Origin of the sequence: Acinetobacter sp. CE-15 (genome assembly GCF_051059255.1) — a bacterium.
Classification (GTDB): domain Bacteria; phylum Pseudomonadota; class Gammaproteobacteria; order Pseudomonadales; family Moraxellaceae; genus Acinetobacter; species Acinetobacter guillouiae.
Genome location: NZ_CP192737.1, coordinates 3,936,235 through 3,948,938 on the forward strand (window position 1 = coordinate 3,936,235; position 12,704 = coordinate 3,948,938).

General features: G+C 38.1%; 10 protein-coding genes. 3 read left to right on the forward strand and 7 right to left on the reverse strand.

The window, feature by feature from the left end:
• Positions 1–25: 25 nt before the first annotated feature.
• From ACQ7EO_RS18040 to thrS, 4 genes are all read right to left on the reverse strand, one after another.
• Complete coding sequence (locus ACQ7EO_RS18040) at positions 26–643, reverse strand: glutathione S-transferase N-terminal domain-containing protein (RefSeq protein WP_004819104.1); 618 nt, start codon at positions 641–643, stop codon at positions 26–28.
• Between the two features lie 174 nt (positions 644–817).
• Positions 818–1,156 (reverse strand): DUF7709 family protein, encoded by a 339-nt coding sequence (locus ACQ7EO_RS18045; RefSeq protein WP_434278246.1) that lies wholly within the window; start codon positions 1,154–1,156, stop codon positions 818–820.
• 88 nt (positions 1,157–1,244) lie between these two features.
• Positions 1,245–1,796, reverse strand: a complete 552-nt coding sequence (infC, locus tag ACQ7EO_RS18050; RefSeq protein WP_081401514.1) for a translation initiation factor IF-3 — start codon at positions 1,794–1,796, stop codon at positions 1,245–1,247.
• 5 nt (positions 1,797–1,801) lie between these two features.
• Positions 1,802–3,724 (reverse strand): threonine--tRNA ligase, encoded by a 1,923-nt coding sequence (gene thrS, locus ACQ7EO_RS18055; RefSeq protein ID WP_004723075.1) that lies wholly within the window; start codon positions 3,722–3,724, stop codon positions 1,802–1,804.
• 255 nt (positions 3,725–3,979) lie between these two features.
• On the opposite strand from thrS, the gene ACQ7EO_RS18060 reads away from it, so the two are divergent.
• A complete protein-coding gene (locus ACQ7EO_RS18060) occupies positions 3,980–5,053 on the forward strand; it encodes a hypothetical protein (RefSeq protein WP_434278248.1) in 1,074 nt (357 codons plus the stop codon).
• A 62-nt stretch (positions 5,054–5,115) separates the two neighbouring features.
• Here the strand turns inward: ACQ7EO_RS18060 and ACQ7EO_RS18065 are convergent, their stop codons facing one another.
• Genes ACQ7EO_RS18065 through ACQ7EO_RS18075 form a run of 3 tightly spaced genes read right to left on the reverse strand, consistent with a single transcriptional unit; the run spans position 5,116 to position 9,409 of the window.
• Entirely contained in the window at positions 5,116–6,276 is a 1,161-nt protein-coding gene (locus ACQ7EO_RS18065; RefSeq protein WP_034609959.1) for an alanine racemase, read from the reverse strand.
• Positions 6,277–6,328: 52 nt separating this feature from the next.
• Positions 6,329–7,642 carry a D-arabinono-1,4-lactone oxidase gene (locus ACQ7EO_RS18070; protein ID WP_434278249.1) on the reverse strand — a complete coding sequence of 438 codons (1,314 nt, stop codon included), beginning with the start codon at positions 7,640–7,642 and terminating at the stop codon, positions 6,329–6,331.
• A gap of 12 nt (positions 7,643–7,654) precedes the next feature.
• Positions 7,655–9,409: a neutral/alkaline non-lysosomal ceramidase N-terminal domain-containing protein gene (locus ACQ7EO_RS18075; RefSeq protein ID WP_434278250.1), complete on the reverse strand. Its 1,755-nt coding sequence runs from the start codon at positions 9,407–9,409 to the stop codon at positions 7,655–7,657.
• Positions 9,410–9,545: 136 nt separating this feature from the next.
• Here ACQ7EO_RS18075 and ACQ7EO_RS18080 point away from each other — a divergent pair, with 136 nt between their 5' ends.
• Together ACQ7EO_RS18080 and ACQ7EO_RS18085 are read left to right on the forward strand one after the other, a co-directional pair.
• Positions 9,546–10,601, forward strand: coding sequence for an AraC family transcriptional regulator ligand-binding domain-containing protein (locus ACQ7EO_RS18080; RefSeq protein ID WP_434278251.1), 1,056 nt, complete (start codon positions 9,546–9,548; stop codon positions 10,599–10,601).
• A 235-nt stretch (positions 10,602–10,836) separates the two neighbouring features.
• Positions 10,837–12,483: an acyl-CoA synthetase gene (locus ACQ7EO_RS18085; RefSeq protein ID WP_434278252.1), complete on the forward strand. Its 1,647-nt coding sequence runs from the start codon at positions 10,837–10,839 to the stop codon at positions 12,481–12,483.
• Positions 12,484–12,704: the final 221 nt, after the last annotated feature.

The following is a 12,704-nucleotide window of genomic DNA, read 5'->3' on the forward strand; positions in this document are numbered from 1 at the left end:
TTCTCATTTTAACATAAAATACATTTTACACTTTGATTGATAGCGCTCTTTGTATCGCTGGACGTGCAGTTAAACGCTCAATATATTCTTTAACATAAGGATAATCATCTAGTGCTATTTGCTGCCACTCATAGCGTAATACCCACGGTAAAATGGCCATATCTGCAATCGAATACTCACCAGCCACATATTTTTGTCCAATGAGCTGCTTATTCAAAACACCATACAAACGTTGAGTTTCCGTAACATAACGATCAATTGCATAAGGAATCTTTTCTTTGGCAAATTTACCAAAATGATGGTTTTGCCCTAACATCGGCCCTAGCCCGCCCATTTGCCACATTAACCACTGTTCAACTTCAACACGATCTTGCTCATCGCTTGGATAATACAGTCCTGTTTTACGGCCAAGATATTGCAAGATTGCGCCTGATTCAAATACTGAAATCGGCTCACCATTTGGACCATCTTGATCGACAATCGCGGGGATTTTGTTGTTCGGTGAGATACGAAGAAAATCAGGCTGGAACTGGTCATTCTCTAAGATGTTGATGGGAAAAATCTGATAATCCAAACCCATTTCTTCAAGTGCAATGGTAATTTTATGACCATTGGGAGTACCCCAATAATAGAGATCAATCATATTTCATCCTTCTTCGTTTTCACGTATTTTCTGAATTTTATTGCGTTAATCGTTTACTTTTATAACATGAATTGGCTTGATTCAGTATGCTATAAAAAGAGATTATTCTAATAATCTATTCTAAAATTATGTTATTGCATTTTATTAAATACAGTACGTTCTCATATTATGATACTAATTTCCAATATCTACCTCAGCAATTGCATCTAAATATGCTTTGGCTTTTTCACCTACAAATTTACGACCTGCATTGTTTCCCAATATCCATTCATCTGGACTAAATAAGTCAAATAAACCAACTTTCACTAAAGTAGGGATCGCGAGGATCAGTTCTTGTTCAATCTCGCCTCTTAAACCTGAGTTATACAGATTGATATTATGCAACATCGTTGCCACTGTCCCCGTTTGTACAGCACTACCATCCTTTAATTTAACCACAGGCAAGACCTCACCTGCTTGAATAATTTTTTGGTTAATACTCGATAGCGCATTTGAATTTTGAGTAGATGACATATCAACTCCGCTCGATTCAGATTAATTCACCTGCATTTTAACGTAAAAAAGCACTGCTTAATGCAGTGCTTTTTTAACAGATGAATAATTACTTTTTCTTTTTAGGTCCAAGTAACATACCCATTTGACGGCCTTCCATTTTTGGTGCTTGTTCAACAATACCAAACTCTGCTACGTCTGCTTCAATTTTTTGCAATTGTGCAAGACCCAACTGTTGGTGAGCCATTTCACGACCACGGAAACGTAGAGTAATTTTGACTTTGTTGCCTTCTTCAAGAAACTTCAGAATAGCACGCAACTTAACATTGTAATCACCAACGTCTGTACCAGGGCGCAACTTAATTTCTTTCACTTGAACTTGATGCTGTTTCTTTTTCGCATCTTTTTGCTTTTGCTTCAAGTCAAATAAATGTTTGTTGAAATCCATGATTTTACAAACAGGTGGCTCTGCATTCGCCACGATCTCAACAAGATCAAGATCAACTTCTTCAGCAGCACGCAAAGCTTCAGCAAGTGAAACGATGCCTTTTTGCTCTCCATCTGCAGCAACGAGACGCACATCTTTCGCTTTGATCTCATCATTTAATGCAGGACGATTACTTTTAGCACCTTGTTGTTGGTTACGGTCAGGCTGTTTAATCTTTCTTACTCCACAATATACCGGCCGCGTTCGGCTACGGCTGCTTTCACTAGGTCAATAAATGCGTCTATTGACATAGTACCTAAATTTTTTCCAGAGCGAGTACGAACATTCACAGTCCCTTCCTCTACTTCTCGATCTCCAAGTACCAATAGGTATGGAATACGCTCTAGTGTACGCTCACGAATCTTAAAGCCGATTTTCTCATTTCTCAAGTCTGAAATTGCTCGAATTCCATTTTCTTTGAGTTTTGCGACGACTTGCTCACAAGCTTCCGCTTGAGAATCCGTAATATTCATGACACATGTTTGGATTGGAGCCAACCATGGTGGCATAAAGCCTGCGTAGTGTTCAATTAGTATACCAATAAAACGTTCAAAACTGCCAAGAATTGCACGATGTAACATCACAGGATGGTCACGATCGTTATCTTCTGTTACATATGAAGCGTCTAAACGTAACGGTAAGTTAAAATCACACTGGATTGTACCGCACTGCCAGATACGTCCTAAACAGTCTTTTAATGAAAATTCAATCTTCGGACCGTAGAAAGCACCTTCACCAGGTTGTTCTTCCCATTTAAGATTTGCAGCATCTAAAGCATCTGCTAAAGATTTTTCTGCAACATCCCAAAGTTCATCAGCACCCACACGTTTTTCAGGACGTGTAGACAGTTTCATTTGAACTTCTTCAAAGCCAAAATCTTTATAAACATCCAAAGTCAGTTTAATAAAGTCTGCAACTTCTTTACCAATTTGTTCAGTTGTACAGAAAATATGTGCATCATCTTGAGTAAAGCCACGTACACGCATAATCCCGTGTAACGAACCTGATGGCTCATTACGATGGCATGAACCAAACTCTGCCAAACGAATTGGAAGATCACGGTAAGATTTTAAACCTTGGTTAAACACTTGAACGTGACATGGGCAGTTCATTGGTTTTACCGCATAGTTACGACTTTCTGAATGTGTCGTAAACATATTTTCTGCATAGTTCGCAGCATGACCCGATTTTTCCCACAAAGTGAAATCTACAATTTGTGGTGTTTTAATCTCTTGGTAGCCGTTGTCCTGTTGAACTTTACGCATGTATTGTTCAAGCACTTGGTAGATCGTCCAACCATTGGCATGCCAAAACACCATACCTGGTGCTTCTTCTTGCATATGGAACAAATCTAAAGCTTTACCAATTTTACGATGGTCACGTTTTTCAGCTTCTTCAATACGCTTGATATACGCTGCTAATTCTTTTTTGTCTGCCCAAGCAGTACCATAAATACGCTGTAATTGTTCATTCTTGGCATCACCGCGCCAGTAAGCGCCAGAGATTTTAGTCAATTTGAATGACTTTAAAAATTTAGTATTCGGTACGTGTGGACCACGACACATATCTAAATAATCTTGATGATAGTACAAGCCCATTTGAGTTTCTTCAGGCATGTCAGCAATCAAACGTAACTTATAATCTTCACCACGTGCAGTGAATTCAGCAATCACATCATCACGAGGTGTCATTTTTTTAATGACATCATAATCCTGATCGATGAGCTTTTTCATGCGCGCTTCGATTGCAGCCATATCATCTAAAGTAAATGGACGAGGCATCCAGATGTCATAGTAGAAACCTTCTTCAATGACAGGGCCAATCACCATTTTTGCTTCAGGGAAGAGTTGTTTTACCGCATGACCCACCAAGTGTGCACAAGAGTGACGAATAATTTCTACACCGTCTTGATCTTTTGGAGTGATGATTTGTAAGGTTGAGTCTTCGGTAATTAAATCACTTGCATCGACTAAGCGACCATTTACTTTCCCAGCAACTGTATTTTTAGCCAGTCCAGGTCCAATACTTTGAGCAACTTCCATAACGGAAACAGCTTGATCAAAACTTTTTTGATCGCCATTTGGCAATGTGATAATAGGCATATTTAAAAATCCTTAAGGAGTGATGCCCCGTACAATGGAGCATGTCACCGCGAGATTATGATCGAGGAAGATCCTCAAGATAAAATCGGTGGAACAAAATAAAAGTGTGTCGAATTTTACACCTTTGTTGAATATTTATAAACCTTTGTCTTAAATTAATCTAAATTTTAGTTTTTGATTTTATCAAAGCACTCATTTATGATCGCGCCGTGACACTTTAGTAACTTTAAAATCATAAAACGAATGGATAACTAAATGAATTCGGTAAACTTAAGCAAACTTACTTCAGCAATACTTGTTGGATTTACATTAACTGCTTGTGGCGGTAGTTCTAGCGATAATCAACAAACATCAAATACCCCCAATACACAAAGCCAATCTGAAAAAATTGAATGTAGTAATGGGATTCCAAAAAACTTTAAAACAGTTGGACAGGGCTTTTTCAGTGATGAAATTTATTCTCTAGAGACACAACCAAACGACAGTGGTGATGATTACGTTATAGTTTTATATTCAAATAAACTGATCAATGGTGTGATATACCAAAATCTCACTACCTTACTTAAAAACCCACCAAGGCAGATAAATACTGAATTTTTAGAATCGTATCTTTTAACAAAATCTAAACTCGATACAAGCTTCAAACAAACCAATACAAATATTGGATTTCCTTTAGGGTATCTGATTAATCAAGATGAGAACTCAGCAATACTAAATAATTTTACTGATAAGTGTACAATTCATATAGAAAATCAAATTAAATTAAATTTAAAACAAATTGATATTTCAGGAATGACCATTGCTGATCTCTTTAAATATTACGACTACCCAAATGCAGGTACTGCAGAACGTTATGTGAATTCAGACTTAGCTCAGATTATACAAAACAACCATAAGGGTGCTTTAGAAAAATTATTAGCAAATCCAACAAAGTTTCCGTCTGGTTCTAAACTAAGCTATGTTGTGCAATCAATATTTAATACACCTACAATTTCATTTGATGATAGTGACCTAACTGATTATAAGTCATTAGAAGAATTTACAGATAAAACGGAACTTCCAACTGGATACATTTGGCAAAAAGACCAATTTGCAGGTTATAAAGTTGTCTATCCAATCAATCCTACTACAGGTATTTCCAAGAGCTTTATTGATAACTACACTGGAGTGGAAATGGATGGAAAAATATATCAAGCATATCAAGTTATTTCTGGAGATTTAATTAAGGATCAAATGGCCCCATCAGAAAACAATGTTGATATGTCAGAAACTTACTTCAATAAAACAGCAGTGCAAACTTTAGCGGATGCTCTAAATCAAGCTCTTTGATTTGATCAATAATCTATTATTTTTAAAACCGCCATTTCTATGGCGGTTTTTCATTTATGTAATTACTCTCTAAAGGTTTCCCACGCTTCAAAATCTCGATTTTTATAACAATATAATTTATGAAATTGAGGAATAATCGCTTCGCTTTGTGTGGGTCTTAAAAATACAAAATCATCAACAGCTATTTCAGTGTTTTTAGGCACATTAACCATTTCCTGATTGGTACTCCGTCCATAAAGTGCATGCGGATGAATCCCTCGCGGATAAACATAATGTGCCATCCAATATCCACCATAAACAAATAAGGCTTTAGAGCTATGTGGTAATTTATCTAAAACTTCTAATCCAGGTAACTGGGTAAATGGCAGCACTTTTAAAACAGGAGTTGAAATCCATAGCGCAGCTTGTAAAACACTTAAACCATCACTGTCAAAGTCACTTGGTTTAAGCAACATCGAACCAAAAGAAAGATCATTACACACACTTTGCTCCACGTGGAGGTAAAATGTAGGGCTACCTCCACCATTAAAACAAAGATCAGCTCGCCATAAATGTGGAAATTGCTGTTGAATAATATTTTTATAATTTTGATAAATGTCTTGTGATTCTCGATACGCAACATCAATCTTTTTAATCACTGAAGGCAGCTTCGTCACATGGGCATCATAGCCCATCAAGCCCGCAAGTACTAAATGCTCAGGATTTTGCTCAATCAATCTTAATATTTCGATGAGTGCAAAATCGGAACGAACACCACCGCGATGCAAACCCACATCAATTTCAATATTGATTTTAAGCGTTAAGCTAAACTGTTTTGCGACCTCAAGATACTGTAATAAACGTGCTTTAGAATCAATTAACCATTGTATATCGGCTTGTCTGCAATTTTGATTCATCGCATAAAAATGCTGAACTATACTCACAGGCATCGGTTTCCCAAACAACACATCTACATCCGAAAAGTTCTCAAGGATTGGCAAAAGCTGTGGCATATGAAACACCATAAACCGTTGAGTCGAAAGCTTTAGACTAATGGTTTTTAATAATGCTAAGCATGCCAAAGACTTTACCACAATACGTGGTTGCAAATGGCTTCCATATTTAAGCTTTTTGGCAACGTACTGTAGATTTTGTTCAAGCGCCTGATCATCAACAATTAACCGAGGTAATGCACCATTTGACTGTTTTAAATCACGATTTAATTGCTCAAAAAAGTTGTTCATAGTCTACCTTTATGGTCTATTTTAGTTTTACCCATTCACTTAATTTTATCCATTATTCAGATAAGAATAGCTTTTCTAAATAAGGATTTAAAAACTTTCTGCTTGGATCAAGTCGTTCTCGCAACTGCATAAACTCATCCCACTTAGGGTATAAGGTTTTAAGTTGTGTTGCTGTCATACTATGCATTTTTCCCCAATGTGGTCGCCCTTGATAATGTTGCAAAATCGACTCAACTTCATCAAATAATTGTCTAGGTGCTTGCTTATAATATTGGTGTACTGAGATGGAAATAGAGTCCCGCTGATAAAACGAACTCAACCAAATATCATCACCTTTGACAAATCGAAACTCCACAGGGAAAAAGGTTTGTGCTCTTGAGTTTTTTAGCGCAGCTAGAACAGCTTGCAAACATTCCACACCCAATTCAACTGGAATCTGATATTCCATTTCATTAAATTTCGTTTCACGCGGTGTCGGGAAAATCTTGCCTGACCAATCAACAAATGTGCTTGGCTTAATAAAAACGCCTAAGAGCTTTTGTAGTTTTGGATTCAATGCCGGAAAAGATTTGGTTAACTCGCAACATAAGGTTAATAACGTATCCTCAGATGGCCATGATTCAGTGCGTGGTTGAACCTCATCTTCAGTAATATCTAAAGTTTTTAAAATCAATTTATCTGCATGAGAAAATGCAAAACACTCGATATGCCGATGTTGTGCTTTCCATTGGTCAATATTTTGAATAAAGTCTTTGACCGCACACAGTCTAACTTGCTCTTTAAGTTTATAGCGTGGTTTATTCTGCATGGTGATTTTAGTCAAAATCCCTAAACTCCCTAAAGACACTCGTCCTGCTGCAAAAATATCTGGATTTTCATGGCGATTACAATGAAGAATTTCTCCTGATGCTGTGAGTAATTCAAATGCTTGTACATAACCTGAAATACAATGTAAGCCCACGCCAGTACCATGTGTTCCCGTTGAAACAGCACCAGCTAAACTTTGCTGGTCAATATCACCCTGTTGCATTAAAGACTGCTGCATCGGTTCTAAATATTGCCCTAAATTAAATAATCGTGTTCCTGCCCAAATACTGGCTTGGGCAAATTCAGTATTGACTTGATCCACACCAGAAAGACCATCCAAAGACAGCAATGTTGCGTCGGTACTCACCAAAGGTGTAAATGAATGCCCTGCTCCCACCACTCGAATCTTTGCTTGGGTTTGGACAATGTGTTTTAACTCATCAAGACTGTCAGGCTTTAAAATCTGCTCAGGGTGAGACTGTTGATAGCCAGACCAATTGTTCCATTTTTGCTGATTTAATTTGTGCTTGTTCGGTGCTTGATTAATCAATTGATTCATAATGCTCATCCTTTAGCGTACAGCCGTTTTTAAATTGCTGTGATTTGTTCTTTTTTCTATTTCGTGTGGTGGAATCGCTGCGGGGCGTGTGATTTGGTCATATTCTCGTTGAGATTTATCTAGACTCAACTGCGTTGCCAATTGCTGAAATTTGTACTGAATTGCCGCATGTGTCCATTGACCATATAAAGTATGTGCACCTTCATAAGCTTGTTGCTGGTATTCTTCATTGGTGGTGATATAGCCCATATAATCATTGCAATAAGACACTAAACCAACCTTTGAAATACCATGATGCTTTGAGAACTGTTTTGCCACAGTCTGAATTACACGTTGCCCTGCTGTTGTGGTAATTTCTCCAGGGCAACAAATCAAAGCCAATTGACCAATTTGGATAATCTGTAGCGGAATAACACTTGGAACCAGTGGGCTGTATTGAATGGCACCGGCTTTAACTTGGCGATTCATTTCTGCAATTAAAGGATCAAAAATACTTGGGGGAAAATCTAAACTTTTACCCAGCAACTGATTGTCTGGACTTTCTAAAACAATCTCTTTCGGAAATTGTGAGTCATAGAGCGCTTTATATTTGCTGTACTGCAGAGAATTCGAGTTTGCTAAACGTTGCTTACGTACTCGCTTAGCGAGTAATGACATTACTTTAAGAATTGCTGTAGGTGTTCCCTTACCATCTATAGGCGTTCCCCCGAAGAAGCCGACACCATGACAAGCGGCACTGGTTTTAGCGCCTTGGATCCCCTGACTAAATTCACTCGGCACATCGACTTGACTCAGATCTACATAGGATAAAACAGCATCGACACTGCCTTGGAGTAAACATGCTTCCATCGCATTGTTGGTATTTTTTTCAAGCGGTGTAGTCAGTGCTTTAATCGCAATTTCACTTTGATAACGCCCATTTTGCTCAGCATATTGATATTCTCTTTCGCCCTTAATTTTATTGCGAATCGCATCTTGTTTGGGGCCATGAAAATGTGGCGATACATCTCCTGCCGTTGCTTGTGCAAAAATGGCAACTGGGTGTGGAATACCTTGTGTTAATAGATAATGTTCACTTATCGCCGCAGCATAGCCTTTATTGTCACCATCATGGGCTTTGAGTTGGCTACTCAAACAGGTTGCATGTACTCCAAATAATGAAATAAAGGAACATAATTGATCATCACGGTAAAACCCGATTAATTGCATTTCACGATTTAAGGCGAGATTGGTTTCTGCTTCGGTTCTTTGAATCACATCGGGGTTACGATTATATGCCTGCAATGATCGATTCCATGCCACTGGAATATCATGAGCAAATTGGCAACTTTGATAACGAAGTTCAGTTTCTTTTTCAGTGTCTAAGGCATTGGAAATACTGAGCATGACCGCCTTTACTACCGCTTCGACATGCTCTGGAACAAAACCTGGGGTCGGCATATTGTATAAAGCTTCATAAGCACAACCGCCAGGGCCAGAATGAGTATGAGTTGCCATCAAGACCAAATGCTGTTCATTAAATTGCTCAGCTAGTTGTTGTTTTAAGCATTCAACAACACCACTGCGGATCGCATAAGTAATACAACCAAAATCCAGACAACAAAAAATAATGGGCTGTTCTAAAGCCAAACGACGGATAGTGAATGTACGAGCAAACAATGCTGTGCGTTTTTGATAAGCACGATGCGACCACATACCATAACCAAACATGGCATAACCTTGCGGCTGAATCTCTATTTCTTGTTTATCCCAACCCACCATAAACATATGCGGTCATCCTTTATCTTTTTTATGTCAGCGAATTTATATCTGCGAATACCAGAAGTAGATTGAATCTTAATCAAAAATATGCGATACCAACTAGGGTAAAAGCAACAATAATATGGGGGGCGAAGCGGACTTTATGAGCTTGCAGCAAAAGGAAATTGCCAATTCTCAATTTTATATTCCACCAATGATACTGACGAGTTTGGTTCATTATGCAGAACAACAACACTGGCAATATGACAATTGGTTCGCAGCACAAAATTTAGACTTGGAACAAATTCGCCAAGGGCATGGTTTTGTTGGTTTTTCAGAACTCTGTGAGGTTATTCATCTCGCAGTTAAAGATACCCAACAACAAAATTTAGGCTTATTGTTGGGCAGTAGTGAAGGTCAGATTTCAATTGGTATTTTGGGCTTTGCCATGCAAGCCTGTAAAACAGTGGCCGAAGCACTAGAAACGGCACTGCACTATCATCCTATTTCAGGCAGTGTCTTAGATTTAACCGTCAATCTTGTTGATAATTATTGTGAAATTGAACTTTCTGAACGAAGTAACTGTGGTGAGTTAAAAGCATTTTTCTGTGATGAAGTGTTTGCCAGTATTATTACCTGTGTCAATATGATGCTAGACCATAGCTACGAGTTAATCAGCTTGGAACTGAGCTATGATCATTCAGCATATATCAATGATTATCAAAGAATTTTCAATTGTCCAATTTATTTTAAAACGGCTAAAAATATCATCCGATTTAACAAAACACTCTTGTCGAGAAGCCTCAAAAACTATAGTCCTGTCAATTATCAAAGTGCAATTCTGATTTGTGATCAAGCTTTAAAACAATTTGATCAAATGAATCAACACAGTTTGGCAAAGGTATTAGCACATTTGATTGAAAGCCACCTACCTGAACGCTTTGATATGCAACAAGCAGCGCAATATTTTCATTTTAGCGAACGCCATTTACGGCGTTTACTTCTTAATGAGGGACTAAATTTTCAGTTATTAAAGCAACAGGTGTTAGAAAAAAAAGCCAAACAATGGATTGAAGAAAATCAATCGATGAGTGAAATCAGTTTCAACCTTGGTTTTAGTGAGTTAAGGGAATTTCGTCGTGCGTTTAAAAAATGGACTGGATCTTCGCCAACGGAATACAAAAAAGCGAAACTGCTGAGTTCAGTTATTCATATTTGAATAACGGGATTTTAAATAAGATTCTGAATAAAATCAGGATTAACATTACATCAATCTTCCAAAATATTAATTTAATTCAATAAATTAAATATTCCAAAAAATATTTAAATAAGGGTAAAGATGTCTAACGATGCATATTTAGCTGGAGTACTCGACTAAAGCCTAAATGAATTCTGACAGGCTTATGCATATCTTTTAAACACGGAAATTAGAACAAATATAGATGGAGCTAAACATGGTCAGTGCCTATGATCAATTACCACGAACCCCTGCAAACTTTGTAGCATTATCACCTTTACGTTACCTAGAGCGTGCAGCCTACATTTATCCAAATCAAGATGCGATTGTACATGGTGCTCGTCATATCACTTGGCGTGACACCTATACACGTTGTCGTCAATTTGCCCATCAATTACAAAATCTTGGGATTCAAAAAAATGATACTGTTTCAGTTCTTTTACCCAATATCCCTGCGATGGTCGAAGCGCATTTTGCAGTCCCTATGGCTGGTGCTGTTTTAAATACCCTGAATACTCGTTTAGATGCCAAAACCATTGCATTTATGCTAGAGCATGCTGAAACCAAAGTACTTTTAGTTGACCCCGAGTTTGCGGCTTTGGCTAAAGAAGCGGTAGCACTTATTGCTCAACAGATTTATATCATTGATGTTGCAGATGAAGAATACGAAAACAATGATGTTACAGCACGTATTGGTCAAATTGAATATGAGGATTGGCTGAAAAGTGGTGATGCAGATTTTGAGTGGCATTTACCTCAGGATGAATGGGATGCGATTAGTCTAAATTATACCTCTGGCACTACAGGCAATCCGAAAGGTGTGGTTTATCACCATCGTGGTGCTTATATCAATGCGGCCAGTAATATCATCGCCTGTGGTATGAAGCCACGTTGTAAATATTTATGGACACTTCCACTATTCCATTGCAATGGCTGGTGTTTTGCTTGGACTGTTGCAGCCAATGGCGGTACCAATATCTGCTTACGTAAAATTGATCCTGAGTTAGTTTATCAACTCATTGATCAATACAAAGTTGACTATTTCTGTGGTGCACCGATTGTCTTGTCGATGTTGATCAACACCCCGAAAGAACAACAAATTAAATTTGAACATCATGTAGAAGTAATGGTGGCTGGTGCTGCACCGCCTGCGGCAATTATTGAAGGAATGCATCATATTGGTATTCAAGTCAATCATGTCTATGGTCTCACTGAAACTTATGGCCCTTCTGCATTATGTGCAGCTCAAGCAGGTTGGAGTGACCTGTCTATTCAAGAGCAAGCACAATTACATTCGCGCCAAGGTGTACCGTATCCATTACAAGATGGTATGCGTGTGTTAGATGCTGAAACGATGCAACCTGTGCCTAATGACGGCAAGACCATGGGAGAAATTATGTTCCGTGGCAACATTGTTATGAAAGGCTATTTAAAAAATACCAAAGCCACAGAAGAAGCCTTTAAAGGTGGCTGGTTTCATACGGGTGATTTAGCGGTTTGCCAGCCCGATGGTTATGCAAAAATTATGGACCGTTCAAAAGACATCATTATTTCAGGTGGTGAAAATATCTCATCTTTAGAAGTTGAAGAGGTTCTTTATACTCACCCCGCAATTATGACTGCGGCAGTGGTTGCGCAACCTGATCCGCGTTGGCAAGAAGTTCCTTGTGCCTTTATTGAACTTAAACACGGTGCTGAAATTACACCAGAAGAGGTGATTGAATTCTGCAAACAGCATTTGGCACGCTTTAAAGTCCCTAAAAATGTGGTGATTTGTGAGATTCCAAAAACATCGACAGGTAAATTGCAAAAATTTATCTTACGCGACTGGGCAAAAGAGCGCTCAGTGGGTGAGTTTAATTAGCCTACCCGTTTAAATCATCCAATTTACCTTCCTCTTCTCAGTAAAAATAAACGACTGTTTTTATTTAAAAGGTCATCTGGCGAGTAAGGTAAATTGGTGAAAGAGAGCTGTAAATCTGTGAAAATGGGCTTAAAACTTTCATTTCTCATTTCTCGGCTTCATTTTAGAAATTATGCTTTTCTTGTCGCTTATTGATAGCACCATTAAAACTTTTTGATCAT